This window comes from Bacillus sp. DE0042 (genome assembly GCF_007680225.1).
GTDB lineage: Bacteria > Bacillota > Bacilli > Bacillales > Bacillaceae_G > Bacillus_A > Bacillus_A wiedmannii.
The window spans coordinates 380,646-407,208 of sequence record NZ_VEJP01000003.1 but is presented as its reverse complement, the minus strand read 5'-3'; the positions used below and the strand labels follow the sequence as shown (position 1 = coordinate 407,208).

At 34.9% G+C, this 26,563-nt stretch carries 32 protein-coding genes, 2 pseudogenes and 2 riboswitches; of the genes and pseudogenes, 21 read left to right on the top strand and 13 right to left on the bottom strand.

What is annotated here, in order from left to right:
• The first annotated feature begins 90 nt into the window (after positions 1-90).
• Both ptsH and ptsP read left to right on the top strand, forming a co-directional pair.
• Positions 91-354 (top strand): phosphocarrier protein HPr, encoded by a 264-nt coding sequence (gene ptsH / locus FS802_RS16075; RefSeq protein ID WP_000411080.1) that lies wholly within the window; start codon positions 91-93, stop codon positions 352-354.
• Positions 354-2,066, top strand: coding sequence for a phosphoenolpyruvate--protein phosphotransferase (ptsP, locus tag FS802_RS16070; RefSeq protein ID WP_070169108.1), 1,713 nt, complete (start codon positions 354-356; stop codon positions 2,064-2,066). The genes ptsH and ptsP overlap by 1 nt, the downstream gene beginning before the upstream one ends.
• 97 nt (positions 2,067-2,163) lie before the next feature.
• Here the strand turns inward: ptsP and FS802_RS16065 are convergent.
• From FS802_RS16065 to FS802_RS16055, 3 genes and pseudogenes are all read right to left on the bottom strand, one after another.
• Positions 2,164-2,530 (bottom strand): annotated as a pseudogene (locus FS802_RS16065) (DUF3915 domain-containing protein).
• A gap of 196 nt (positions 2,531-2,726) precedes the next feature.
• On the bottom strand, positions 2,727-2,945 hold the full coding sequence (locus FS802_RS16060) for a hypothetical protein (protein WP_000100492.1): 219 nt from the start codon (positions 2,943-2,945) through the stop codon (positions 2,727-2,729).
• Between the two features lie 290 nt (positions 2,946-3,235).
• On the bottom strand, positions 3,236-3,853 hold the full coding sequence (locus tag FS802_RS16055; protein ID WP_000180385.1) for a nitroreductase family protein: 618 nt from the start codon (positions 3,851-3,853) through the stop codon (positions 3,236-3,238).
• Between the two features lie 330 nt (positions 3,854-4,183).
• On the opposite strand from FS802_RS16055, the gene FS802_RS16050 reads away from it, so the two are divergent.
• From FS802_RS16050 to FS802_RS16035, 4 genes are all read left to right on the top strand, one after another.
• On the top strand, positions 4,184-5,476 hold the full coding sequence (locus FS802_RS16050; RefSeq protein ID WP_048562406.1) for a GGDEF domain-containing protein: 1,293 nt from the start codon (positions 4,184-4,186) through the stop codon (positions 5,474-5,476).
• A 91-nt stretch (positions 5,477-5,567) separates the two neighbouring features.
• Positions 5,568-6,716 (top strand): serine hydrolase domain-containing protein, encoded by a 1,149-nt coding sequence (locus FS802_RS16045; RefSeq protein WP_141547092.1) that lies wholly within the window; start codon positions 5,568-5,570, stop codon positions 6,714-6,716.
• Positions 6,717-6,720: 4 nt separating this feature from the next.
• A complete protein-coding gene (locus tag FS802_RS16040; protein ID WP_098653328.1) occupies positions 6,721-7,599 on the top strand; it encodes an NAD(P)-dependent oxidoreductase in 879 nt (292 codons plus the stop codon).
• Positions 7,600-7,604: 5 nt separating this feature from the next.
• Positions 7,605-7,937, top strand: coding sequence for a DUF3909 family protein (locus FS802_RS16035; RefSeq protein ID WP_000365719.1), 333 nt, complete (start codon positions 7,605-7,607; stop codon positions 7,935-7,937).
• A gap of 51 nt (positions 7,938-7,988) precedes the next feature.
• Here FS802_RS16035 and FS802_RS16030 read toward each other — a convergent pair whose 3' ends face one another.
• The 6 genes from FS802_RS16030 to FS802_RS16005 form a co-directional block, all read right to left on the bottom strand.
• Entirely contained in the window at positions 7,989-8,264 is a 276-nt protein-coding gene (locus FS802_RS16030; RefSeq protein WP_000054671.1) for a hypothetical protein, read from the bottom strand.
• Between the two features lie 306 nt (positions 8,265-8,570).
• On the bottom strand, positions 8,571-9,083 hold the full coding sequence (locus FS802_RS16025; protein ID WP_000057317.1) for a 1,2-dihydroxy-3-keto-5-methylthiopentene dioxygenase: 513 nt from the start codon (positions 9,081-9,083) through the stop codon (positions 8,571-8,573).
• Positions 9,061-9,699 (bottom strand): methylthioribulose 1-phosphate dehydratase, encoded by a 639-nt coding sequence (locus FS802_RS16020; protein ID WP_098653329.1) that lies wholly within the window; start codon positions 9,697-9,699, stop codon positions 9,061-9,063. Before FS802_RS16020 ends, FS802_RS16025 begins: the two co-directional genes overlap by 23 nt.
• Positions 9,696-10,355, bottom strand: coding sequence for a 2-hydroxy-3-keto-5-methylthiopentenyl-1-phosphate phosphatase (locus tag FS802_RS16015; protein ID WP_098653330.1), 660 nt, complete (start codon positions 10,353-10,355; stop codon positions 9,696-9,698). The genes FS802_RS16020 and FS802_RS16015 overlap by 4 nt, the downstream gene beginning before the upstream one ends.
• On the bottom strand, positions 10,352-11,596 hold the full coding sequence (gene mtnW / locus FS802_RS16010; protein ID WP_000014173.1) for a 2,3-diketo-5-methylthiopentyl-1-phosphate enolase: 1,245 nt from the start codon (positions 11,594-11,596) through the stop codon (positions 10,352-10,354). Before mtnW ends, FS802_RS16015 begins: the two co-directional genes overlap by 4 nt.
• 64 nt (positions 11,597-11,660) lie before the next feature.
• Positions 11,661-11,766: riboswitch (SAM riboswitch) on the bottom strand.
• A gap of 64 nt (positions 11,767-11,830) precedes the next feature.
• Entirely contained in the window at positions 11,831-13,009 is a 1,179-nt protein-coding gene (locus FS802_RS16005; protein ID WP_088081506.1) for a pyridoxal phosphate-dependent aminotransferase, read from the bottom strand.
• A gap of 14 nt (positions 13,010-13,023) precedes the next feature.
• On the opposite strand from FS802_RS16005, the gene FS802_RS16000 reads away from it, so the two are divergent.
• From FS802_RS16000 to FS802_RS15985, 4 genes are all read left to right on the top strand, one after another.
• On the top strand, positions 13,024-13,887 hold the full coding sequence (locus tag FS802_RS16000) for a carbon-nitrogen family hydrolase (protein WP_141547091.1): 864 nt from the start codon (positions 13,024-13,026) through the stop codon (positions 13,885-13,887).
• A 71-nt stretch (positions 13,888-13,958) separates the two neighbouring features.
• Positions 13,959-14,101: riboswitch (SAM riboswitch) on the top strand.
• Between the two features lie 91 nt (positions 14,102-14,192).
• Positions 14,193-15,374, top strand: coding sequence for an S-methyl-5-thioribose kinase (mtnK, locus tag FS802_RS15995; RefSeq protein ID WP_098653331.1), 1,182 nt, complete (start codon positions 14,193-14,195; stop codon positions 15,372-15,374).
• Positions 15,371-16,432 carry an S-methyl-5-thioribose-1-phosphate isomerase gene (mtnA, locus tag FS802_RS15990; RefSeq protein ID WP_098653332.1) on the top strand — a complete coding sequence of 354 codons (1,062 nt, stop codon included), beginning with the start codon at positions 15,371-15,373 and terminating at the stop codon, positions 16,430-16,432. Before mtnK ends, mtnA begins: the two co-directional genes overlap by 4 nt.
• 67 nt (positions 16,433-16,499) lie before the next feature.
• Positions 16,500-16,637 (top strand): YvrJ family protein, encoded by a 138-nt coding sequence (locus FS802_RS15985; RefSeq protein ID WP_000393342.1) that lies wholly within the window; start codon positions 16,500-16,502, stop codon positions 16,635-16,637.
• Positions 16,638-16,731: 94 nt separating this feature from the next.
• On the opposite strand, the gene FS802_RS15980 is transcribed toward FS802_RS15985, so the two are convergent.
• Complete coding sequence (locus FS802_RS15980) at positions 16,732-17,508, bottom strand: 3-hydroxybutyrate dehydrogenase (protein WP_098653333.1); 777 nt, start codon at positions 17,506-17,508, stop codon at positions 16,732-16,734.
• Between the two features lie 195 nt (positions 17,509-17,703).
• Here FS802_RS15980 and FS802_RS15975 point away from each other — a divergent pair, with 195 nt between their 5' ends.
• The 4 genes and pseudogenes from FS802_RS15975 to FS802_RS31555 all read left to right on the top strand — a co-directional run.
• The gene (locus FS802_RS15975) at positions 17,704-18,036 is read left to right on the top strand and encodes a PadR family transcriptional regulator (RefSeq protein ID WP_000107987.1); all 333 of its coding nucleotides are present in this window, start codon (positions 17,704-17,706) and stop codon (positions 18,034-18,036) included.
• The gene (locus FS802_RS15970) at positions 18,036-18,803 is read left to right on the top strand and encodes a DUF1129 domain-containing protein (RefSeq protein WP_098653334.1); all 768 of its coding nucleotides are present in this window, start codon (positions 18,036-18,038) and stop codon (positions 18,801-18,803) included. The genes FS802_RS15975 and FS802_RS15970 overlap by 1 nt, the downstream gene beginning before the upstream one ends.
• A gap of 13 nt (positions 18,804-18,816) precedes the next feature.
• A complete protein-coding gene (locus tag FS802_RS15965) occupies positions 18,817-19,581 on the top strand; it encodes a DUF1129 domain-containing protein (protein WP_098653335.1) in 765 nt (254 codons plus the stop codon).
• 8 nt (positions 19,582-19,589) lie between these two features.
• Positions 19,590-19,726: pseudogene (locus FS802_RS31555) on the top strand (DNA-binding protein); the annotation flags it as partial.
• Between the two features lie 15 nt (positions 19,727-19,741).
• On the opposite strand, the gene FS802_RS15960 reads toward FS802_RS31555, so the two are convergent.
• On the bottom strand, positions 19,742-20,359 hold the full coding sequence (locus FS802_RS15960) for an ImmA/IrrE family metallo-endopeptidase (RefSeq protein WP_000371616.1): 618 nt from the start codon (positions 20,357-20,359) through the stop codon (positions 19,742-19,744).
• A 160-nt stretch (positions 20,360-20,519) separates the two neighbouring features.
• Here FS802_RS15960 and FS802_RS15955 point away from each other — a divergent pair, with 160 nt between their 5' ends.
• The 3 genes from FS802_RS15955 (at position 20,520) to FS802_RS15945 (ending at position 22,688) form a co-directional block, all read left to right on the top strand.
• The gene (locus tag FS802_RS15955) at positions 20,520-20,813 is read left to right on the top strand and encodes a DUF3928 family protein (RefSeq protein ID WP_000288329.1); all 294 of its coding nucleotides are present in this window, start codon (positions 20,520-20,522) and stop codon (positions 20,811-20,813) included.
• Positions 20,814-20,923: 110 nt separating this feature from the next.
• The gene (locus FS802_RS15950) at positions 20,924-21,373 is read left to right on the top strand and encodes an NUDIX hydrolase (protein ID WP_000540530.1); all 450 of its coding nucleotides are present in this window, start codon (positions 20,924-20,926) and stop codon (positions 21,371-21,373) included.
• A gap of 139 nt (positions 21,374-21,512) precedes the next feature.
• Positions 21,513-22,688 carry an acetyl-CoA C-acetyltransferase gene (locus FS802_RS15945; RefSeq protein ID WP_000552069.1) on the top strand — a complete coding sequence of 392 codons (1,176 nt, stop codon included), beginning with the start codon at positions 21,513-21,515 and terminating at the stop codon, positions 22,686-22,688.
• A gap of 31 nt (positions 22,689-22,719) precedes the next feature.
• On the opposite strand, the gene FS802_RS15940 is transcribed toward FS802_RS15945, so the two are convergent.
• Positions 22,720-23,445, bottom strand: a complete 726-nt coding sequence (locus FS802_RS15940) for an AAA family ATPase (protein WP_000567973.1) — start codon at positions 23,443-23,445, stop codon at positions 22,720-22,722.
• A 215-nt stretch (positions 23,446-23,660) separates the two neighbouring features.
• Here FS802_RS15940 and FS802_RS15935 point away from each other — a divergent pair, with 215 nt between their 5' ends.
• Both FS802_RS15935 and FS802_RS15930 read left to right on the top strand, forming a co-directional pair.
• On the top strand, positions 23,661-24,389 hold the full coding sequence (locus tag FS802_RS15935; protein ID WP_001116890.1) for a DUF4184 family protein: 729 nt from the start codon (positions 23,661-23,663) through the stop codon (positions 24,387-24,389).
• A 36-nt stretch (positions 24,390-24,425) separates the two neighbouring features.
• Positions 24,426-25,190, top strand: a complete 765-nt coding sequence (locus FS802_RS15930; protein WP_098653336.1) for a hypothetical protein — start codon at positions 24,426-24,428, stop codon at positions 25,188-25,190.
• A gap of 46 nt (positions 25,191-25,236) precedes the next feature.
• Here the strand turns inward: FS802_RS15930 and FS802_RS15925 are convergent, their stop codons facing one another.
• On the bottom strand, positions 25,237-25,668 hold the full coding sequence (locus FS802_RS15925; protein WP_000758774.1) for a DUF3997 domain-containing protein: 432 nt from the start codon (positions 25,666-25,668) through the stop codon (positions 25,237-25,239).
• Between the two features lie 131 nt (positions 25,669-25,799).
• Between FS802_RS15925 and FS802_RS15920 the strand changes: the two genes are divergently transcribed.
• Positions 25,800-26,255: an RDD family protein gene (locus FS802_RS15920; protein WP_000769076.1), complete on the top strand. Its 456-nt coding sequence runs from the start codon at positions 25,800-25,802 to the stop codon at positions 26,253-26,255.
• Positions 26,256-26,437: 182 nt separating this feature from the next.
• Positions 26,438-26,536, top strand: coding sequence for a hypothetical protein (locus FS802_RS31105; protein WP_000145652.1), 99 nt, complete (start codon positions 26,438-26,440; stop codon positions 26,534-26,536).
• Positions 26,537-26,563: the final 27 nt, after the last annotated feature.

Here is a 26,563-nt window from a genome sequence, read left to right as displayed (position 1 = left end):
CCGAACATCGCCTATTATATACAATAGATGATGTAGTACTCACGTCTATACAACTAAAAAAATACTGTAATTTAAAGGAGATAAATTATCATGGAAAAAATCTTTAAAGTAACTAGCGACTCAGGAATTCATGCTCGTCCAGCAACTCTACTTGTAAACACTGCAAGCAAATTTGGTTCTGACATTAACTTAGAGTATAACGGAAAAAACGTTAACTTAAAATCAATCATGGGTGTTATGTCTTTAGGCATTCAACAAAACGCAGAAATTAAAATCACTGCAAATGGTGATGATGCAGCTCAAGCACTAGCAGCTATCGAAGAAACTATGAAAAACGAAGGATTAGGAGAATAATGACTCTTAACATTCAAGGGATCGCTGCATCAAGTGGGATTGCTATTGCAAAGGCTTTCAGACTTGAGAATCCTGAATTTAACATCGAAAAGAAATCAATTACAAACGAAGCTGCTGAAATTGCACGCTTAGACGCTGCGCTTGAGAAAGCAAAAACTGAATTAGAAGCAATTAAGGACCATGCTTTTGCTGAGCTGGGTGCTGATAAAGCTGCGATCTTTGAAGCACATTTATTAGTGTTAAATGATCCAGAACTAGTAAACCCAGTAAAAGATAAAGTAAATAGTGAAAAAGTAAATGCTGAATTTGCAATGGATGAAGTTGCATCCATGTTTATTTCTATGTTTGAAAACATGGATAACGAATATATGAAAGAACGTGCTGCGGACATTCGTGACGTAACAAAACGCGTTCTTGCACATTTACTAGGAATTAACTTCTCAAACCCTGGTACAATTTCTGAAGAAGTAATCATCATTGCTGAAGATCTAACACCATCTGATACAGCTCAGTTAAACCGTAAGTATGCAAAAGGTTTTACAACTGATATCGGTGGACGTACATCTCACTCTGCAATTATGGCTCGTTCTATGGAAATTCCTGCAGTTGTTGGTACGAAAGTTGTTATGGAGAAAATCCAAAACGGCGATATCGTAATCATCGACGGTTTAGATGGAGAAGTAATTGTAAATCCATCAGAAGAAACTCTTCGTTCTTTTGAAGAAAAGAAAGCGAAATTTGAAGAGCAAAAAACTGAATGGGCAAAATTAAAAGACCAAGCTACTGTAACAAGTGATGGACATCACGTTGAGCTTGTTGCAAATATCGGAACACCAAATGATGTACAAGGTATTATCGATAATGGCGGAGAAGGCGTTGGTTTATACCGTACAGAATTCTTATACATGGGCCGTGACAATCTTCCAACAGAAGAAGAGCAGTTCGAAGCGTATAAAGCAGTTCTTGAAGGTGTAAAAGAAGGTCAACCTGTTGTTGTTCGTACACTTGACATCGGTGGAGATAAAGAGCTTCCATACTTACATTTACCAAAAGAAATGAACCCATTCTTAGGATACCGTGCAATTCGCTTATGCCTTGATGAGCAAGATGTGTTCCGTACACAACTTCGTGCATTACTTCGTGCTAGCGTATACGGTAACTTAAAAATTATGTTCCCAATGATTGCAACTCTTGATGAGTTCCGTCAAGCGAAAGCAATCTTATTAGAAGAGAAAGTGAAACTTGTAGAAGCGGGTACAACTGTTTCTGATTCTATTGAAGTGGGTATGATGGTTGAAATCCCAGCTTCAGCAGTATTAGCAGATCAATTCGCAAAAGAAGTTGATTTCTTCTCTATCGGAACAAATGACTTAATCCAATACACAATGGCAGCAGACCGTATGAACGAACAAGTAGCTTACTTATACCAACCATATAACCCATCTATTTTACGTCTTGTAAAAATGGTTATTGATGCGGCTCATAAAGAAGGCAAATGGGCTGGTATGTGTGGTGAGATGGCGGGAGATTCACTTGCTATCCCATTATTATTAGGATTAGGTTTAGATGAGTTCAGTATGAGTGCAACATCTATTCTTCCTGCAAGAACACAACTAAGCAAGTTGTCAAAAGCAGAAATGGAAACATTAGCAGAAAAAGCATTAATGATGTCAACTGCTGAAGAAGTTGTTGAACTAGTTAAAAGCATATAATTAATAAAAAAACCTGAGTCGATTTGAAATCGGTCTCAGGTTTTTTCTATGAGAAAAGTAAAGCTTATTTTCTTACTATAGAGGATAAGACACAGAACTAGATAGCGATAGCAACGATATCAGTTGGGCATACACGTAAAATACCATTAAAAGTATTACGTTGACGGTTCTTATCATCTTTGTCGTTGTCTTTATCATCTTTATCATTATTGTTACGAGCTAAAGCAGAGAAAAGAGCAACGCCGTTAGCGAAACCTTCAAAAATTACATTGTTGAAAGATCCAATACCTTTAATGCTTAAAAGAGAAAGTTCTGTTCCAACTGAAATGCTAGCAAGTACGTTACATACAGCTGGTTGTTGTGGTTTTACCTCTCTCTTTCTCGCGATGGTCACGATGGTCGCACTCTCTTTCACGATGATGACAGTCTCTAAAGTTATCACAGCATCCAAATGATCCAAACATAATCCTCATCACCCCCTTCACACTTATAATCTATGTAAGTTCGGTAGTTAGTGACTGGACAGAGAGTGGAATTTTTTCTGGGGGATTTTCTCATTTTAAAAGACTAGCTGGGTGTTTAGTACGGAATGATGTTTAAAATAGGGGAAATATCACAAAAAAGTGTAAAGACCACCGAAATGAATGAAATAGGTAGGCTTTACACTTTTTTACTTTTATATAAAACGATGATATATACAGGGAGAGCTAAGAGTAGTGGTGCAATGGATCTTGCAGTATGTTTTTCTGCGTCTAATTGGAACGTTTCTTCTTTTGGGAATTGTAACACTGATATGTTTGTAGCATCGCCAATAAAATATAACAGTAGTACAGTTACTATGTAACTTAAAAGTGCGATAAAGCTTCCGTATGAACTCAATGAAAATCCCTCTCTTGTTATCTATTTGTTATCATTGTATCATAATTGTAACAAAAACACACGGTTATATTTCAATGCTTTAACAAAATTCGACACGAAACGCCATTTATGTGTATGGGGATAGCATGAAATTTACTATTTTTTTATGTATAGATGTCGAATAATACATTGTAATATTACGGGTGTGTGACAGAAGAAAAAGAAACGAAGGTAATGAAATTACCTTCGTTTCTTTTTTATACCGTATTAACAGGCAGTAAGCCCCTCACATTGATTAAAGGTTCACTTTATTATTTTGCCCATTCACTCACTTGTTCTACGCTCATTCGTGGTGCAGGATGACCTTTTAAAGTTGATTCACCAATTGTAATAAGCATAATTGGTACGTAACGAGATGAAACATTGAATTCTTCTGTAAGTGCTTGTGGGTTGAAACCACCAATAGCACAAGTATCCCAGCCAGTTGCTTTAGCCGCAAGCATAAGTTGCATTGCTGCTAAAGATGCATTTGAAAAGGCTGCATCTCTTGGGAATTGCTCACGAGCATATGCAGACTCAATATTTTTAGCTAAGCGCTCTTTTGCTTCTTCTTTCATAAATCCTTGTTCTACAATTGGACCATAAACTGGTTCAACGTTTTTATAAGCTTCTAAATCACCTAAAATAGCGACTACAGCAGAAGCATCAAGTATTTGTTGCTGGTTATAAGCAATTGGATGCAATCGTTTCTGTACATCTTCACCTTGGAATACAAGGAATTTCCAGTGCTGCAAGTTCCAAGCAGAAGGTGCTTGAGCAGCTCCCTTTAAAATCTCGTGTAACTCTGTAGATGAAATTTCTTTCTCTGGGTTGAATGCACGTGTAGATGTGCGTTCGTATAGAACATTAAAAAAGTTGTCGTTTGTCATTATATATCCTCCAAGTAACATATCAAATTATAAAAAAATACATGTAATATATTCTACTTACATTTTGTAAGTTGTCGAATTTAAGAATATAATATCTTTATTTTAATTGTCAAGTTTTAAAGAGGAAGCTAGGGCATTCATACAAACGATACAATACCTATAATCATACACTAAAAAAGGAATTTATAGAGAAAAAGCGAAGAGAGCATTCTCAATTAGCTTGTTAATATGGATCCCTCACTCATTAAAGTATTTAGAGAACAGTCTTTTTATAAAATGTTTGTGAGGAATGCAGTAGAACAAGATATATGAAGTGAGTGAAGACTAGTGATGAACATACTACATTTTTTATTAGAGAATACGGTTTTCCAAAATGTATTACAAGATCTTCAGTTAAATGTCCTTTATATAGAAAATGGATGCACACATCAACAAACGATAGAAAATATTCATCCAAAATGTATGTTTATAGCAAATAGTTTTGAAGAAGGAGAATTATTGTATCAGAGGACTAAACCACATATTGTAATTATGTATGTAACAGATTTTTCTCAAATAAAATATATAAAGAATATGTATAATCCACAGAGTACATTTATTGTCATTTGGGATCAACAAATAACAAGCGAGTTTGCAGAGGTGCTTACGTTAGGAATACGTAATATTGTGATAGCCCCTGTGACCCCACAAATGGTGTTAGAGGAAGTGAATAAGAGTTTGTATCAGCTTTCTTTAGTGCGGCAAGTAAGTTTGCAACAAGAACTACTTCAAACGATGTTTGATTTTCAAAATGATCTATTATTTATAGTAGAAGACGATGAGATTGTTGATTGTAATACAAATTTTTTAGAGTTTTTCGGATATGAAAATTTATTTGCCTATCGTGAGCAACATTTAGTATTTGCTGAACATTTTATTAGAGAAAACGGATACTATTCAACAACCCATGATATAACATGGTTAGATGATACATTATCATATGATAGAAGAATTAAGATGTCCAATTATGAAGGAGAAGTGTCAACTTTTTTATTGCGTGCGACACCACTGCCAGAAGATTTATCAAGATTTATTGTGAAGTGTACAGAGATTACAGAATTAGATGAAATCTATCAAGAACAAGAAAGGCTTGCTATGATAGATTCGTTAACAGAGATTTATAATCGTTTGAAGTTCCAACAAATACTAGAGGCAGAATGGGATAATGCAATGCGTAACGATGAAAAAATAGCACTTATTTTATTTGACATAGATAATTTTAAAACAGTAAATGACACGTATGGCCATGATTTTGGTGACTTAGCATTAATTCAGCTTGCAGAGCTTATGAAATCTAAAGTGGAGCAGCAACATGTATTTGCAAGGTGGGGAGGAGAAGAATTTATTATATTAGTAACTAATACAGTAGAAAAAGAAGCATTTCAGGTTGCGGAATCATTACGATTTTTCATTGAAACAAAGCATTTCTCCGGAATTTCGAAATTAACAGCGAGTTTTGGAGTCGCGTTATATGAACAAGGGATTACAAGAGAAGAATTAATGCAACGAGCGGATATTGCATTATATGAAGCGAAAAAAAATGGGAAAAATCAAGTGTGTGTATATAGAAAAGAAAAAAAGTGATTTTTCGCAACAAATTGTTGCGATTTTTTTTTTTTGTTTGATAATAGAATGTGGGGGAGGATTTTGGACGAAGGAATTATGGAGGAACAACATGATAAAAAAAATAATGACGATGGCTTCGCTGTCTGCTGTAGTTTGTGGTGGAGTATACTATTTTCTCTGTAATCCCAATATAAAGGAAAGCACTGTATTAACAACTAAGGTGAATCCTACTATTGAATCAGAAGTACAAGAGAATATAGAAGAAAAAGAAGAACAACAAATTGATTATGCTAGTATATCTCAAAAGTTAGATCAATATTTAATAGGAAAGCAATTTAATGGAACAGTTTTAGTAACAGATAAAGAGCATGTTATATTGAATAAAGGATATGGATATGCTGATGTTCAAAATAAGATAGAAAATACGCCTCAAACAAAATATCGTGTCGGTTCTATTACGAAAACAGTCGTGGCCACATCTATTTTACAGCTGCAGGAACAAGGGAAGCTAAATATTCAAGATAATGTAAATAAATATATCCCCTCTTTTCCAGTAGATAAAAATATCACCCTATATCACTTGCTAACACACACATCAGGTTTACCGGAAAGTGGGAAAGAGAAAGGGAAAGGGAAAGTGAATGCGGCTTCCCGTAAAAATTTAGTAAATTGGATTGGAAGTCAAACATTAGAATTTCCGCCAGGCACAGGTTGGAGATATACAGATTATAATTATATGGTGCTTGCCTATATTGTAGAAAGTATATCAAAAAAACCTTTAGGAGATTACATAAAAGAAAATATATTTACTAGAGCAGGAATGCATGAATCTGGAATGGGAAATATGGCTCAGGGAGAACAGCATTTTACAAAAGGATATGTAAAGAAAGAGAATGTACTTGAACCTGCACAGAAATTGTTAATGGATTGGTTATATGGATGCGGTGAGATGTATACGACAGTTGGGGATATGAAGAAATTAGACGAAGCGATAATAAATGGGAAACTTCTTTCTAAACAAAGTATACAAGCGATGTTTTTACCTTCAGCAGAAAAAAAATACGCATTTAGTTTTTATATATATCCTGATTATTTTCATAATCATGGTGTACTATCTGGTTGGAACACTTTCAATAATTTTAATAAAGAAAAAGGGACTTTTGTTATTTTATTTTCAAATGTGAAAAATAGTATGGATGATGGTCTTAATAAAGAGTTCCGAAAGATGGTAAGTGATTTATTAGAACAAAGGGGATGAGAAAATGGAACGTAAAAATTTATCAATAGGTTTCATCGGTATTGGAGTAATGGGAAAAAGTATGGTGCGTCATTTAATGCAAGGTGGTCATACAGTATATGTATATAATAGAACGAAAACGAAGACAGACTCTTTAGTGCAAGATGGTGCAAATTGGTGTGATACACCGAAAGAGTTAGTAAAGCAAGTTGATGTTGTAATGACTATGGTTGGATATCCACATGATGTAGAAGAAGTGTACTTTGGGATAGATGGGATTTTGGAGAATGCAAATGAAGGTACGATAGCAATTGATTTCACGACATCTACACCAACATTGGCAAAACGTATTAATGAAACCGGTAAAAGTAAGAATGTATATACGTTAGATGCGCCTGTATCTGGAGGAGACGTTGGTGCGAAAGAAGCAAGGCTCGCAATTATGGTCGGTGGTGAAAAAGAAATATATGAAAAATGTTTACCGTTATTTGAAAAACTAGGAACAAACATTCAGTTGCAAGGACCAGCTGGAAGTGGACAACATACGAAAATGTGCAATCAAATTGCGATTGCTTCTAACATGATTGGAGTATGTGAAGCTGTTGCTTATGCAAAAAAAGCTGGACTAGATCCGGATAAAGTATTAGAAAGTATTTCAACGGGAGCAGCAGGTAGTTGGTCATTGAGTAACTTAGCTCCTCGAATGTTAAAGGGAGATTTTGAACCAGGGTTTTATGTAAAGCACTTTATGAAAGATATGAAGATAGCTTTAGATGAGGCTGAAAAATTGCAATTACCAGTACCAGGTTTAAGTTTGGCGAAGCAATTGTATGAAGAGTTAATAAAAGATGGGGAAGAGAATAGCGGAACACAAGTGTTATACAAAAAATACATAAAGGGGTAAATGAGATGGATCTACAAAGATTTGATGAGATGATTGATACTGTACAACGAGCAACTTGTATACAAATTAGTGAAAAACAAAAAGAAGCTTTTAAACAAAAATATGATTTTGGGCCGGAATTCGAATATGGAAGAGATGAGAAGGGGCATTATGTTATTCGAACTTCAAAAAAGATGTTAGAAGAAATGGAGTTTTATTTGGCATTGAAATATGATCGAGATGGGGTTGATCTTTATATGCAAGCAGAGATTGACGGTATATGTCACGTATCTGTTAGCTATAGTGAAGACGCCTTGCACTTACAAGAATTGTTTCAATTTCTAGAAGAAAATAAATAAAAGTCCTCATTTGAGGACTTTTATTTATTTAGGTATATTTAATTTTTATAATTATAAGCTAGAAGCTCTGCGGCATCGTTCGATTGGAAATGGAATAACTTGCGCGATGTGATTAGGACCGAATTGTTTTGCACGAGCATGGCGTACTATATAAAATGCACACAGAATTGAAACAGGAATAGCACCGAATAAGCCGAAAAATAAAGCGCTTACACAAGATGCGACAAAACCTAAAACACCAACTTCCAACTCTTCCATAATAGCTCCTAGAATAACAGGAAGTGCTCCACACGTAACCCCTAGTATAAGTGCGATAAGTAAACTCATGATTATCCCCCTCTGTTTGCGATATTCTTTTCCTTTTTATTTAATTGTAGTATATCACAAACAAAACAGAATTTTCAGAAAAAATTCAAAAAAAGTTCAATAAATGTTCAAAAAGTGTTAAAAAATTTACTTAAAAAATAGAAGGGGAGATTGTTTTGGAATAGAAGGACTCATATGTTTGAGAAAATAAAAAATCAGGCTTATTTCATTTTTTGAAATAAGCCTGTTCCATAGGAGGATGTATATATGTAGAGTGAATAAAAGGTTGGAAAAGGGGATCCAAGTCCTTTTATTCAACTAACTACCTTAATAAATTGGAACCCAGCCTTCAGTTGTAACAAAAATACGAATAGCTACAACTTGACGATCATCTTGCAAGGTAAAATAATGTCTTGCATTTTCAGGAACAGATATGAGATCGCCTGGCTCAAGTTCAACGTCAAAGAATTTTCCATCTTTTCCTTCAATAGCAAAGATGCCATGGCCACTAACAATAAAGCGAACTTCATCATCGGTATGATGGTGTTCTTTTTGGAAATTAATTAATAATTCGTCAAGGTTAGGTGTGCTATTTGAAAGTGAAATTACATCATGTGCTTTATAGCCTCGGCGCGCTGAAACATCAGCGATTTCTTTTGAAAACACAGCTAATATTTCAGCCTTGTTTTCATCTGTTAACGAATAATTTTCATTTAAATGAGTAGGAAGCTTAGAAATATTCCATTTCTCATATAAAACGCCTTCCTCTTGTAGAAATTTAGATACTTCTACTTCATTTTCGATGCGAGTATTTACTTCATGAATACGAATTTGCGCCATTAGAAACGCCTCCTTGAATTGATAATAGTTTTATATGAAATTGGAATAAAAACTCATAAGCTTCTAATCTTTTCTTTGCATCAAAGCTATCTCGGCCCCATACGGTAATACCGTGGTTACGGATTAATACTGCTCCCGAATCTCCTTGTATATGTTTTCGGAAGTTTTCTCCAAGCGTTGGGATATGGGCATGGTTTTCGATAATAGGAATGTGAATTGTTGCACCTTCTTCCCAAATATCGAGAGCTTTAATAATTTCTTGATTTTGAAGGGTGACTGCATCACTATATAAATTTGTGATGACATTATTATCAGTTGTATGAACATGAAGTACGCACCCAGCATTCGTATTGTTATAAATATGTGTATGCAATATTGTTTCTGCTGAAGGGCATAATTCAGTCTCTAATACGGGAAGCCCTAGATGATCTACTAATAGAAAATCATCTGGAGTAGTTTTTGTTTTATCTTTACCACTTGCTGTAATAAGAAAAGTAAGTGGCTCATGACTAACCTTTATAGAAATATTACCACTCGTTGCTGGAAACCAATTTCGTGTTGTTAATTCTTTTTTTATCTCGCTTAAGTCATACCATTGACGAAAAAGTTGTTTCATGATTTCACCTCCAACAAATGTTTTAATTGGGTTTGAACATCGTGAAATGTTTCAAACGGTGTATAAGCAATATAATTCTCTTCACACTTTGTAATAAGGAAGTCGCGAGCAAATACTTTATCTGCTTGTTTCGCAGCTTGTAAATCAGTAATTGAATCTCCAATCACAATATGGAAGTCATTCGTATCACTTAATTTACGGATTAAAGATGATTTGCATAATCCGCAATGATTTTGACAATGATGATCACAAGGATGAGGCCACTTAACTGTAATGAATTCATTTGAAAAGTCTGTTTCATTACAGTAAATTTGCTCTTTTGGAATGATTCCTTGTAAGAGTGGATAGACGAAGAAATCCATTCCACCTGATATAACGTAAAAAGAAATGTTATTTTCATTTACAAATTGTATAAATTCATGAAAACCACTACGGATTTCAGCAGTTTCTATTAAAAATTGAATCATATCATCGTGTAGACTAGTAGGTATTAATTGAAATAATTGAGAAACACCTTCTTGAATAGACAGCTCTTGTGATAAAATTCTATTCTTTACTTCTTCGGCTTTTGGTGGTGCAAATTTTTCCATAATGGACATAATGTTATCATTATTTGTAATCGTGCCATCGAAATCACAAAATACTTGAATACTCATAATTTCACCCCATGAGAGGGATTTCCCCATATTTGAAGTGCACTATGCAAATTTATGTCATCTACTTCATGGAGTGGTGTATTTTGCAAAGTAGCATTAATTGCAGTACGGAAAGCTTTACCGCCCCCTTGCGCTCCACTCGGATGTCCATGTATCCCGCCGCCAGCATTAATAACAACATCTTTACCGAAATCTCGTAGAATAAAGGGAACGAAACCAGGGTGAATACCAGCAGACGGAACAGAAAAACTCTTCTTGAAAAATGCATCGTCTTCAGTTAAATATTTTGAGATAGCAAGAGCCTCCTCTTTTTCTAGTGCAACACTTCCGTATGGAGATGGGAATAATGAAAAGTCAGCCCCAGCATAACGTAGTAGCTTTCCTAGTAATAATGGAGAGGAAACTCCATATAACTTGGATGCTGAATAAGCACCACTTACAGCAGGGTGTGCCATAATAGGAACTGGGATTTCATCATCTTCTGCAAGTGATTGTAGTACATCTAGTCCGTAAGCAAATACGTTAAATAATAGAATATCAGCCCCAGCTTGCACTGCGCGTTTCGCATTTTCTTTTAAATCAAAAGTTCGTCCTGTTAAATTTACGGCATATAACGTTTTATGTCCGTATGTTTCATATACGGATTGTAAAACTTCTTTTCCAGATACAATGCGTTTCGTAAGTGGTGTTAATGTATTCTCAAATAATATTTCATCATCTTTTACTATATCTACACCACCAATTGCTTGATCGCGTAATTGCGTTTTTAAATAACCAATATTTCGTCCAATCATTCCTTTAAAAATACTCATTAAAAGGGGACGCTCATGCACTTGTAAAAGATTTCGAATACCATCTATCCCGAATTTTGGACCAGGGAAATATTGTTTTAACTCGTCTGAAAATGTTAAGTCGATTAATTTCACTTCACCATCAAGTGATAGCTTTCCGAATGTAGTTGTTAAAATTGCTGGTAAGTCTGGACTGAAGTTTAATAACGGATATTCGATTTTAATAATCCCGCGTTTAACTTTTTTACGTAAATACGAATTGGTATGTTCTTGTTCAGCTAGTTCCTCAACATGAATAACGTTGCCTTTATGGTGTTTTAATTGTTCTTGCAATAAGTGTGGCAAATGAGTCCAAGAGCCAATTGTTAAACCGAGTGCAATTTGCTCGGCCTTTTTTTCTAAGTTATGTGAATCATCATGGATTAAATACGTTGCTATAATTCCGCTCATTGTTAAAACCTCCTAGTTAAATAAAAAAACCTCTCAGCTAAGGAGAGGTTTTTTTACAACCAGCTCCTTATCTGTCAGCATAATGCTGCGAGAATTAGCACCGTGTCTACAATTGTAGATCGGTTGCCGGGTTTCGTCGGGCTCGTCCCTCCACCTGCTCTTGATAAGAAGTATTTAGAAATGTTTAAATTTTTAAGATAACTGAATTTTGTCAGATATTTTTCATGTTGTCAATTACTTTTTGAAAAAATTTAATTTATCAATTCGATTAATGGCTTCTCGTAATCTATCTTCTGTATGCAAGAGACCAACACGGACATATCCTTCGCCATGTTCACCAAATCCAACACCAGGAGCAACTGCAACGTGTGCTTTTTCTAGTAAAATATCAGAAAATTGCTCAGATGTATATCCTTTCGGAACAGGAAGCCATGCAAAGAATGAGCCTGTTGGAATATCTACATTCCAACCAATTGAGTGACAAGCTGAAACAAGAGCGTTTCTTCGAGATTCGTAACTATTTACAAGGTCTATTACGCAAGACTGTGAACTTAATAGTGCTTCGCGGGCAGCATCTTGAACTGCACCAAAAATACTAACATACATATGATCTTGTAATAAGTTAATTGTCTCAATCACACTTTCATTCCCCACAGCAAAAGCGATGCGCCATCCAGCCATATTGAAAGTTTTCGATAGAGTGTAAATTTCAATACCTGTATCTTTAGCACCGTCTGCTTGCAAGAAACTAACAGGTTTTTGACCATCGAATCCAATAGCACCGTAAGCAAAATCATGAATGACTAATATATTATGTTTATTAGCAAAATGAATGGTTTCATCAAAGAAATCTTTTGATGCAGTAGCACCGGTAGGATTATTTGGATAGTTTAAAAACATTAACTTTGCACGCTCAGCGGTAGTGGCATCAATTTTTGTATAATCTGGTAAAAAATTATTTTCTGCAATAAGCGGCATTGTTTCAAATTGTGCTTTTGCTAAAGCAACTCCTGATAAATAATCTGGATAGCCTGGATCTGGAACGAGAATAGTATCGCCAGGGTTTGTAAAACAAAGTGGTAATTCTACTAATCCAGCTTTTCCACCAAACAAAATAGCAACTTCTGTTTTTGGATTTACTACTACATCATATTCGCGTTGATAGAATGTTGCCACGGCTTCTTTTAAACTTTCGTGTCCGCGAAATGGCGGATATTTATGATGAATGGTCTTTTCAGCAGCATCTTGTAAAGCTTTTACGATATGCTGCGGTGTTGGTTGATCTGGATTACCTTGACCAAGATTAATAACATCGTGACCAGCTGCTACGACTTTGTTAACTTTTGCAACAAGTGAAGCGAAAAATTGTGTTGGCAATGATGTTACTATCTCAGAAGGTTTAAATAATTTCATACTTTCCACCTCTTTTGAAAGTTGTTACAATTCTAGTGACAAATGATATAATCTTTCCAGTATTTTGTAAAGAAAAAATTATGAATGGGGCTGACAAAATGAAAGTCGCATGTATTCAAATGGACATTGTCTTTGGAGATGTAGAAAAAAATATTGAGAATGCTAAAAATAAAATAAGCGAAGCGATGAAGGAAAGACCAGACGTTATTGTCTTACCAGAACTATGGACAACGGGATATGATTTAACGAGGCTTACTGAAATTGCAGATAGGGATGGATTGCAAACGAAAGAAAAGTTGAAAGAGTGGTCGAAGCAATATGGTGTACATATTGTCGGTGGGTCTATAGCGAAGCAAACAGAGCAAGGTGTTACAAATACAATGTATGTGGTAAACATGGAAGGAGAACTAGTCAATGAATATAGTAAAGTGCATTTATTTCAGCTTATGGATGAACATAAATATTTAATCGCTGGAAATAGTACAGGTGAATTTAAGCTAGATGATGTAGAGTGCGCCGGTACAATTTGTTATGACATTCGTTTTCCGGAGTGGATGCGTGTTCATACTGCTAAAGGTGCAAAAGTTTTATTTGTTGTAGCAGAATGGCCATTGGTTCGTTTAGCTCATTGGCGTTTGCTATTGCAAGCAAGAGCAGTTGAAAATCAGTGTTATGTTGTTGCATGTAATAGGGCAGGAAAGGATCCGAATAATGAGTTTGCCGGTCATTCTTTAATTGTCGATCCTTGGGGCGAAGTTGTTGTAGAAGCGAATGAAGAAGAATCAATTTTATTTGGAGAGCTTCATTTTGAGAAAATTAAAGAAGTACGCAAAGGAATTCCAGTTTTTGCAGATCGTCGTCCAGAATTATACAAATAAAATATTGACAAGTGATTTTTATTCTTGGTATAGTCTTCAACATAAAGTTAAAAATTCAAAAAATTATACAACTCTTATCAAGAGCAGGTGGAGGGATTTGGCCCGATGAAGCCCAGCAACCGACCGTAATACCATTGTGAAATGGGGCGTTTATTTACGCCAAAAGGCACGGTGCTAATTCCAGCAGAAAGTAAACCTTTCTGGCAGATAAGAGGGGAGAAGATAAACTTCAAACCTCTTTCTTTGTGGAAAGAGGTTTTTCTACGTCAGAAAAACCTCTGAATTTAAAAAAGGGGGAGAAGACGATGGGATATTATTCATTAACTGAAACAACAGCTATACAATATGCGAAAGAACACGGTTATTTTGAAAAGAAAGCAAATGTAGTTTGTCATGAAATTGGAGATGGAAATTTAAATTACGTGTTCAAATTAGATGATGGAGAGAAGTCTATTATAATAAAACAAGCACTGCCATATGCGAAAGTAGTTGGTGAGAGCTGGCCACTGTCTATAAAAAGAGCGACGATTGAAAGTAAAGCATTACAAATTTTTGCGAAGTATGTGCCGGAATATGTGCCGGGAGTGTACAGTCATGATGAAGAGTTAGCAGTAACGGTCATAGAAGACTTATCAAGGCTAACAATTGCAAGAAAAGGATTAATAGATGGAGAGGAGTACCCACTTTTATCTCAACATATTGGTCGTTTTCTAGCACATGTGTTGTTTTATACTTCAGATTTCGGGTTAGAGTCAGAAGAGAAAAGGGTACTAGAAGGTGCATTTGTAAACCCAGACCTTTGTAAGATTACAGAAGATTTAGTGTTTACAGATCCGTTCGGTCATTACGATACGAATGATTATGAGCCGGAGTTACAACTAGCGGTGGATGAATTGTGGAGTGACAAAACTTTAAAGTTAAAAGTCGCGCAATATAAATATAAATTTTTAACGAGAAAAGAAGCGCTTATTCATGGTGATTTACATACTGGTAGTATTTTTTCATCACCTGCTGAAACGAAAGTGATTGATCCAGAATTTGCAACATATGGCCCATTTGGATTTGATCTTGGTCAATTTATTGCAAATCTATTATTAAATGCTCTATCCAGAGAAGAAGAACAGAGAAGTTTGCTATTTTTCCATATCGAGAAGACGTGGAGTTGTTTTGTAGAAACTTTTACGAAGTTATGGATTGGAGAAGGTGTAGAAGCATATACGAAAGAGAAACAATGGTTGCCGATTATTTTGCAAAATATTTTTAAGGATGCCGTTGGATTTGCTGGATGTGAGCTTATCCGTAGAACAATTGGCTTAGCGCATGTAGCTGATTTAGATGAAATAGCAAATAAAGAAACGAGAATTCAAGCTAAGAAACAAGCGCTATCCTTAGGTAAAGAGCTAATAAAATATGAATATAAGAGCGCTGATATTCAACTGTTCCGAACACTATTTCAACAGACAGTTCCAGGAGGTATAAAAGCATGAGTACAATTGTTACTGTTCCGAGGTCTGTCAGTTGGAAAGGTGATGCCATTGCAGTATTAAATCAAACAAAGTTGCCGCATAGCACAGAATACAAAACATTAACGACGATTGAAGAGGTATGGAAAAGTATTGTCATGCTAGAAGTACGAGGAGCACCTGCAATTGGAATTGTAGCTGCATTTGGCTTGGCGCTTGCATCAAAAAAATATAACACTGTACATATGGAAGAATTTCAAAAGAAGTTTAATAGAGATTGTAATTATTTAGGAACGTCACGCCCGACAGCAGTCAATTTATTTTGGGCAATCGATCGTATGAGAGAATCCATTCGAGAAATTACTAAAATAAAAGAAGCACAAAAAATATTAGAAGAAGAAGCGCTTCTCATTCAGCAAGAAGATGAAGCGGTATGCCGGAGTATTGGAGAACATGCATTAACATGCTTTAAAGACGGTGATAACATTTTAACAATTTGTAACGCTGGAAGTATTGCAACTGCTAGATATGGTACTGCATTAGCACCGTTTTATATTGGGAAAGAAAAAGGTGTACGTTTACATGCGTATGCGTGTGAAACGAGACCGGTTTTACAAGGCGGGCGTTTAACGACCTGGGAATTAAAACAGGCAAATATTGATGTAACACTTATTACAGATAATACGGCAGCGCATGCTATTCAAACGAAAGAAATAAATGCGATTATAGTAGGAGCGGACCGAATTGTCGCAAATGGAGATACAGCAAATAAAATCGGAACAATGAATTTAGCTATATTAGCAAAGTATTTCGATATTCCATTTTACGTTGCAGCTCCGTTATCTACGTTTGATATTACGAAACAAACAGGTACAGAAATTGTTATTGAAGAAAGAGATGAGACCGAAGTTACGAAAATTTTTGGAAAACAAGTGGCGCCAATTGGAACTGATGTTTATAATCCTGCATTTGACGTAACACCGAATGAATTAATTACAGGTATTATTACTGAAAAAGGCATCATACATGGAGATTATAAACGGGAAATTGCATCATTATTTGAAAGACAAGCTAATACATAATAGCTTGTTTTTTTATGCCTAAATGTATTTCGCACTCTTATTTATATAATGAAAGGGGGAGAGAAAGATGGAAGAGTGGATCAGGATGATAGGTAATGTAGGGTTTCCGATTGTTGTAACATTATATTTACTCCATCGTATTGAAAGTAAATTAGATGGGGTAATTGTTGCAATCGAGAAACTCCCTAAACAATTACTAAAGTAGGAAGGTCCTCGCGATAGAAAGTAAAATAAAGTTTGCTCTTCGTGAGCAAACTTTATTTTTTACCTCGCATTAATGGGAAGTAAAAGCCTTCACTTTATTGAGCAGTATAACCACCATCGATAACAACGGCTTGTCCGGTTATACCTCTTGCTTTTTCACTCGCTAAAAACATAGCATAATCAGAGATTTCTTGTACTTGCAATAGGCGTTTTTGTGGTACAAGTGGATAAATGACATCCTCTAAAACATTTTCAAGTGGTACATTTCGTGTAGTAGCTAAATCTTGTAGTTGATTACGTACAAGAGGGGTATCGACATAACCAGGACAAAGCGCATTAACGGTAATTCCGTGAGTAGCGCCTTCTAAAGCGGCAACTTTTGTTAATCCAATTACGCCATGCTTCGCGCTATTGTAGGCAGATTTTCCTGCAAATCCAACGAGGCCATTAATGGAGGCTACATTAATAATTCGGCCATACCTTTGTTTTTTCATGATTGGGAAGGCATGCTTAATTGCGATAAAAGGAGCGATTTGCATAATTTTAATAAGTTGTTCAAACTTTTCGGTTGGAAAATCTTCAATTGGTGAAACGTGCTGCATTCCTGCGTTATTAATTAATATATGTAATGAACCGAAATGATTAACCGTTTGAGAAATTGCAGCTGTAATTTCTTCTTCAGATGTAACATCACATTTTAAACCGATAGCTTGATAGCCTTCTTTTTGTAATTGTTCAGCAGCTTCTTTTGCACGTTCTTCAAGACGATCGGTAATAACAACTTTTGCACCTTCTTTTGCAAAAGCGTTTCCCATTTCATAACCAATACCACTTGCAGCACCTGTTAAAAAAACAACTCGATTTGTAACCATGATGAAAAACATCCCTTCGTAATAAAGTTCTCATATTGCTCTATTTAGAGAGCGGATAATAAAAATCCTGCAAAGATTTGGAAAAATATTGTTAGCTATCTTGTTTTGCAAAATAGTCTCTGCTATACTATTTTGTAAAGCAAGATACTTACGCTTATCTATCTTGTAAAACAAGATAGTGGGAGGATTTGAATTATGTCGACAAGTCAAATGCTGAAAGGAATTTTAGAAGGATGCTTACTTGCTATTATTTCTGAAGGTGAAATATACGGTTATGAAATGAGTGAAAAGCTAGCGAAGTATGGCTTTACAATGGCGAGTGAGGGAAGTATTTATCCGTTATTAATACGAATGCAAAAGGAAGGATTAATAACAAGTGTAATGAAGGAATCTCCATCTGGTCCAAAGCGGAAATATTATACATTAACAGAAAAAGGTGAGGAAGCACTTAATGAATTTATGGATCGCTGGGAAGCGATGCAAAGTAGTGTAGAGCGTCTACTTGAAGGGAAGGGGAGAAAAAAATAATGCTATCAAGTGAAGCACGAAAGTTTTTATTAGAAATGAGATTGTTTTTAGCGGCAAAGGGTGTGAAAGAAAGCGATATTGAAAATTTTATTGAAGATGCAGAACTTCATTTAATCGAGGGTGAGAGCGATGGAAAAAGTATAAAAGATATTTTCGGAAGCTCACCGAAAGAATATGCAAATGAACTTGTAAAAGTAATGGAAAAGGATAGACAGGAAACGTGGAAGCAAATTGGTTTTACAGTAATGAATATCGTATCGTTTTGGATTATTGCTTCTATCTTAATAGTGAATAACGGAATGTTACAGATTTCACTTATTCAGTGCGTTGGGTATAGTTTTACATTGATCGTAGCTGTAATGGGTCCCAATTTTTTACTTAGTAAAATGACCTTCGTAACAAGTTTTACAAAAACGTGGTTTTCTATGTGGTTTTTAGTTATGATTGCGCCGATGTTTTTAATAGGGGTTGTTACGATATTAGATGTAATATATCCTACAAAAATGTTTACATTCACCCAAACGCAAAGTTATATATTAGCTGGAGCTATTTTTCTTATCACAGTAGCGATAAATATGTATTTTGAAGGATGGTTTAAAAACTTATATTTAATTATTCCGCTTTCGATTATGTTACTGTTTAAAACATTTACTTCGGAAGATCTCATGCCAATGTTATTTCAAATTATATGTTTATACGGAAGTTTGTTTGTTTTAATTTTCCTTGAAATTATGATGAAGACGAATAGAAGAGTAACGGTTAAATAAGGGAGGGGTTATCATGCAGATTTCTAAAGAAGGAGAAAAGTTTTTAATCGATACGAAAGTGTATTTAATAACAAAAGGAATGAAAGAAGAAGATGTGGACGCCTTTCTAGAAGATGCAGAACTTCATTTAATAGAAGGCGAGAAAGAGGGAAAGACGGTAAGTGATATATTCGGTGATTCACCAAAAGAATATGCGGAAGAATTAGCGAAAGAAATGGAGAAGGATAAAGGCGGGAGTATAAAGAGTATTCTTGCCATGATAATTGGTATTGGCGGGTATTGGATATTAACTCATATTTTATTTAATAATCCGAATCAGCAATTTACACTAACGAATATACAGTTAATTGGCTATCCTATCGTCTTAATCATTACGATTATTGGAACCATTGTTGCATTTAGAATGTCTTCTTTTAAAAATAAGTTTGTAGAGTTCGGAATTATTTACGTAATAGTAATGGTTCCCATCTTATTATTAGTATTATTGATGTTTATTGATAAATGGTACGGGATACCTATTTTGCAATTGTCGACAATACAAACATATATATTAGCAGCAAGTATCTTTTTATTACTTTTCGTTGGTGAAGTGTATGTCCTTGGTTGGATGGGTGTTTTGGTACTAATTGTTCCTTTAGCGATTATGTTTATATTTAAAGAATTAGAAGAAAAAAATGTATTTTGGGGAATTGCAAAGATATTACTTATGTATGGAAGTATATATGGATTAATGAGATGGTCTTTAAAAATTGAAGAGAGAAAAAGTGTAAACGAGTAGTTCAAAAAAAGTGGCTGCTCTGGATATACAAAAAATTATTTCCAAAGAAATACTATATTTTGATTTTTAGAGGGATGCCGTTTTCGTGTATAGTGTATCCTTTGCAGCCGGGCTTTCGTTTGTTGATTGGAATAGGTTGTTTTAAACAGTAACGTGACGGTTACTGTTTTTTTCTTTGCAATAAAGCACTTTGTAAAGAGAGTGCTTTTTGTTCGTTCGTTAATAGTGACTGAATATGGACATTTTCAGGGCGTGGGACTATCGGATACATAAGATTTGTTGGAGAGGGATGGTGCTCCGAGCCAGTTGGAGAATGAGGATCTGCGTGAGTAAGTTTTCCGTGAACACGTCTTGTAAATAAAATATGACCGATTTCGTGAGCGAGCGTATATATATTTTTCATGGGGGCAGCCGAATTTGTTAAAACGATATAACCAGTAAGTTGCTGTTGTTTTGCTAAAGAGTAAGCGCAGGCAATTACGGCTGTTTCTTTGAAATAATCACTGCCAATATAACAAATGTAAAGGTCGCATTCAGGTGCTTCATTTACACAAGTCTGGAAAAAGGATGCTAATTTTTCCTGACTTTGAATAGAGTTTTTATAACTAATTTCACGGTCAGAAAAACGGAAAAGTTCATTTAAAATAATTACGTCTGTAATTTGAAATGTAATCGGGTGCCAAATTGACTCTGCAACTGCTAAATCTTTTGCGATACGGTCATCAGAAATATCGGCGCCTGGAGTAATGCAAATACATATATTGACGTATGGATCCATAAGGAACACCTCAACTGAAAAAATTCTTCTTATAATATATGTGGAAAAAAGCTCCTATGTATGGATAAACGCCTTGTTTATTACAAGTCGAAAAAATTTCATAGTTCTATAACATGGTGTGATCATCTTTTTGATATAGTAAAGAAAAGGGGGAGAATATATGTATACATTAAAAATCGTTTCAGACAGAGAAGCTCTTTATCAATTTGCAAGTTATGTAAGAGTTGTGCAAGGTGTGGAAGATGTATATGTAGAGGTGGGAGAACCTTTATATGAACATCCATTAATGAAGTTTTATGTACATATTAAGCTGGGGGAAACATATGAGCAACATAAAGCGTTACAAGAAATAGCAAGATTAGTAGAATTAGGGCGTTTTACATACGTGCATTATCGTAATGATGAAATTGAAGAAGCTTTTGAAGCTGTAAAATATGAAAGTTTTAAGAAATAAGAATGAAAAAAAGGAAGCGAAAGCTTCCTTTTTTTTCTTGGAAATTACATCAACAAAAGGAGAAAAATTTTGTTATGATAAGGGAGGGTGAGGAAAGGAGATTTTACATAATGGGGTATATTGAAGAGTTACGCAAAGTCGTTGGTACAAGACCACTTATTCTTGTTGGGTCAGCAATAATTATATTAAATGATAATCAAGAAGTATTGCTTCAATATCGTTCAGATACATATGATTGGGGTGTACCTGGCGGCGCGATGGAACTAGGAGAAACGACGGAAGAAACTGCTCGTCGAGAATTATTCGAGGAGACGGGGTTAACTGCAAAAATAATGCAATTTCTTGGTGTCCTTTCAGGAAAGGAAGTATATTTCCGTTATCCAAATGGAGATGAAATTTTTAATGTCATTCATCTGTATCAGGGGCATCATGTGAGTGGAGAATTAAGGCTCGATCATGAAGGGTTGAAGCTTCAATATTTTCCAGTAGATAAGTTACCGAAATTGAATGAAACGACAGAGAAAATTTTACAAAAATTTTTATACGCATTAACAGAATAGAAGGTTAATTCCTTCTATTTTTATTATATTAAATATTTTGATTTTTTAGTATGTTTATAGTATGATAGATGTAGACATACATCTTATGGAATTTCACCTAAAAACTGACTAGGGTACATAAGAGAGGGGCAAGTGCAAAATGCATAATGTTGTTATTACAGCTGCAGTTCGTTCGCCAATTGGAACTTTTGGAGGAGCGCTAAAAAATGTAACGCCAGTAGAATTAGCGGTTCCTGTACTTCAGGAAGCTGTAAAACGAGGCGGGGTAGAACCACACGAAGTTGATGAAGTAATTTTAGGTCATTGTATTCAAAGAACTGACGAAGCAAATACTGCAAGAACAGCTGCATTAGCGGCAGGATTTCCTGACACAGTTACGGGTTATACAATCCAACGCCAATGTTCTTCAGGTATGCAAGCAATTATGTCAGCTGCAATGCAAATTCAATTAGGTGTAAGTGATGTTGTTATTGCAGGTGGAGTAGAAGCAATGAGTTCAAGCCCTTATGCATTAAAACAGCACCGCTGGGGACAACGTCTACAGCACGGAGAAATTCGTGATACGGTGTGGGAAGTACTAGAAGATCCGATTCACCATATTATGATGGGTGAAACGGCTGAAAATTTAGTTGACCAATATGAAATTACAAGAGAGGAACAAGATGAAGTTGCGCTTCGTAGTCATACATTGGCACTGCAAGCAATCGAGTCTGGATATTTTGACGAGCAAATTGTTCCTATTACGATAAAAGAACGTAGAAAAGAAATAGTATTTTCGAAGGATGAACATCCACGTGCAGATATTACAGCGGAAAAATTAGCAGGATTAAAACCAGCTTTCCGTAAAGATGGATCTGTAACGGCAGGGAATGCATCTGGCCTTAATGATGGAAGTGCGGTTCTAGTATTAATGAGCGAAGAAAAAGCGAAAGAAAAAGGCTTACAACCGTTAGCTAGAATTGTTGGATATTCAGTAGCTGGAGTAGATCCGAAAATTATGGGTATTGGACCAGCACCAGCAATTCGTAAAGGGTTAGAAAAAGTAGATTGGTCATTAGAAGATGCTGATTTACTGGAAATTAATGAAGCTTTCGCGGCTCAATACCTAGCTGTAGAGAAAGAATTAGGTTTAGACCGTGAAAAAGTGAATGTAAACGGAAGCGGTGTAGGACTTGGACATCCAATCGGTTGTACAGGAGCTCGTATTACTGTAAGTTTAATTCATGAATTGAAGAGACGCGGTTTAGAAAAAGGAATTGCCTCTCTATGCGTCGGTGGCGGTATTGGGGTAGCATTATTTATAGAAGCACTATAAAAAAGAAGCAGCAATCGCTGCTTCTTTTTTATTAAGAATCAAATAAATGATGAAATAATCGATCACGATTTTCAAAGAAAAGTTTTGTCGTTTGGTAATGCTCGGTTTCTTCTAATGTGGATTCATGAATCCCTTCTTGTGTTAAAGAATATATAGTGGATTCAGGATAAGCCATTAAAATAGGAGAGTGCGTCGCGATAACAAATTGTGAACCTTGTTCCGCTAGTTCATGCATTCGAATAAGCATGGAAAGTTGCCTCATTGGTGATAGAGCGGCCTCAGGCTCATCTAAAATGTATAAACCTTGTCCTGAAAAACGATTCATAAATAAGGAGAAAAATGATTCACCATGGGATTGCTCATGAAGTGAAACACCTCCATAAGATTTTATAGCATCTATTTCATCAATATAAGAAGCAACGTTATAAAATGATTCAGCACGAAGAAAGAAACCGTCGTTTGGTGTATTGAAACTTTTGGAAATTCGAAGGTATTCATGTAAAGATGAATGTGAATCGTTTGTACTAAAGCGGAAGTTTTTCGTTCCACCTTCTGCGTTAAAACCTAAAGCAATTGCAATTGCTTCGAGTAATGTTGATTTACCCGCTCCGTTTTCTCCAATAATGAATGTTACATTTGGGTGGAAAGCTAGTGATTGTAATGTTCGGATAGCGGGTAGACAGTAAGGATATGCGGAAAAACTAGGGATATTTTCTTTTTTTAATGTGACATTTTTTAAAAAGGGTACATCAATCAATATATAAACCTCAATTCATAACGGATTTTGATTGTAACAAAACAGTAAATACAAGTGTTAATGACACGTGAACCTCTCCTTATTTTCTGAATATTTTATGTGGATTATAACATGTAAACTATCATATTCCAATGTGAAAATAAATATTGCATCAAAATCAATTCTCTCGTTATGATAGATGGTATTCTATTGAAGATATGAAAAGGAGTTAAAACATGCCGTTTACATTTGCGCATCCAGCAGCAGTCCTTCCTTTTGTGAAAAAGCAGTCCAAATATATTTCAGTAACGGCTCTTATATTAGGGAGTATGGCGCCTGATTTTGAATATTTTTTACACTTTAGACCGTATGGTGTTATTGGGCATACATGGCTTGGATTCTTATATTTAAATTTACCGCTTGTATTTCTGTTAGCATATATGTATCATTACATTTTAAAAAAGCCGTTTATAACACATTTACCTAAACCGTTTGCTGGCTATTTTGCATATGCAGTAGATGAGAGGTGGGGGCTTCATACATGGAAGGATTTCTTTGTATTTTGCTATTCTGCTTTATTTGGTATGCTCACGCATGTTGTTTGGGATGCATTTACTCATAAGACAGGCTATTTTGTTACGAAGATACCATTGTTACAAAGAGGATTACATAGTATTCCAGTATATAAATATATGCAACATGGGAGTACATGTGTTGGTTTCTTATTACTATTATACGTACTATGGAAGTATAAAGATGAAACAGGGAAAGATATTATGATAGCTTCAGAAAAAAGGAAGTATTGGGTTTCGGTAATAATTGTGGCAGCTCTGATATTTATCGTTCATGCGTTCGTAGATCCCTATTTTCATATTTTCCAAATAGGAGGTATAATAGTATCTGGACTGACAAGTTCGTTTTGTGGGCTTCTCATTGTTTCTATAGTTTACAAAGCAAGGGACTAATTTACATTAATGAATGATAGTGTTAGGAGAAATTATATGATGAAAGCATGGAAAAGTATTTTTATTTTATGTAGTTTTCTTCTTATGTTAAGTGGTTGCTTCCATCAAGAAGAAAAGAAAGTTGAACCGAAGAAGAAAGAATCTATTCCTGAAACAAAAGAATATGGCGGGCGTGAGCTGAAAAAAGTAGGACAAAAAGTGAAAGAAACAGGTTGGGGTACTTTTAAGTTAGACCAGATTCATTCTGTGAATCAAACATTTGAAGTAGCACCAATGAAAATTCACGTACAAGATGTGAAAGTAATCTCTTTATCGCAGATGAGTAAAGATGCAAAAAATACATTAAAAGTATATACGGCATTAACTCCTGAAGAAGTAAAGCGTAGATTAGGAGATAAAGTAAGTCAAGAAGATGCGGAGTTATATGCATCGATCAGTGGCACAGAGATTAGTGATACGATTCGTTACGTTGAAATTACATATAAGGTGGAAAATAGCGGGAATAAAAATATGCAATTTTTCTCTATGAATGATGTTGTGATTAATGATAAGCAACACTTTAAAGTAGCAACTCAAAACTTTTTATATGATGAAGATACGCTCGTTGGTACAAAAAATGTATCAAGAGAAGACTATAAGCCTGGTGAAACAAGAAATGGTATTATCGGCTTAATACTTGATGATGGAAAAGAAAAGGTAAAGGATATTAAGTTTACAACAGATAATGTAGTTGCAGCAGATGCAGAAACGCAAGATGTTGTAAAAGAGGCACAAACTTTTAATATCTCACTTTCTGAGTAGGGGATTTTTAAAAACATATAAGAAAAAACAGTCAGCGTTAAAAATATTATGCTGACTGTTTTTTCTGTTCTTTTATGTATGAATCTACATTTTGAAAAGGTACCTTAATTTTAAACGCATCTTTTTGTTCATTAAATTGCTTTTCATTATAAGGACCAAAACGTTTATTATGCTTTACGTCAATAATCCAATAATGCTCACTTTTTTTATTTGCAATTGCTCCGTCAGGGTTATTCGGATCTGACTTTTCCTCAATTTGTTTTGCGATAATGTATTTATCATCCCAAGCTATGTCTGTAATTTTTGCAGGAATGTATTGTGTGGCATATACAGCATCTTGCGATGGGAAAAGTTCAAATGCATTTCCAGAAGTACGTATGAGTTCGTATTCATCGTTAATCGTATAAGTTATATGATTTGTATTTCCAGCACAACCGGCTAATAGGAATGCGACGAATAGGATTATCCATTTTTTCAATATGGGAACCTCCTTTACAATGCTGTTGTAACACATTGTACAAGAAAAGTAAAAGAAACGCTAGTTTACAATGTTTTTTAGAAGTGGTACGATGAGACGGGTAAAGAAGGATATGAAGGAGTCGACATAAAATGAAATTAAAGATGCATCGTCCAGCGCTTGTAATGAATCGCATAGGTGCTTCCCTAATTGACATGTTTTTAATCTCGGTTATGTATGGTGCAGTAGTAGCTATTATGACCGGAAATTATAGTGCTATTTTTAATCGCTTTAATATTAGTTTTGGTGATTATAGATATGATCTCGCAGTAGTTTTTATATTAATGGCGATCTATTTTATTTTGGTACCCTTTATTTGGAACGGTGTTACACTTGGTAAAAAGGTAACGAGAATAAAATTAATTTCATTGAAGAGTGAAAAGTTAACATTACAAACATTAATTATACGATTTTTTGTATTGTTATTACCGAACATATTGCTACTTGGAATTCCGATATTATGTAACGTATATATGATGTTATTCCGCAAAGATAATTGTGGTTTTCAAGATTTAATTACAAAAACAAAAGTGATAAGTCTTGTATAATAAAACAGAGACCTTTTTATACATAAAATAAGAAGGTCTTTTTTTTATTATATAAATATATTTTAAAGGATATATAATAAGAAAAAGTTAATCCATATCATTTTTGGTTTTAATAGATTGAAAATTAAGAAAATGTTATAATGATTAAAATAATATCTTTATATAATAAGGGGGAAATTGAAATGACTGGGGGTAGCGTAATATTTTGGGGGATTTTAATTTTCATCGGTTTAGTTTTCGATCAGCGTAATAGTAAGAAAAAAGAAGAAGCGAAAAAGTAATCGCTTACAAATTAATAAGCAACTTTT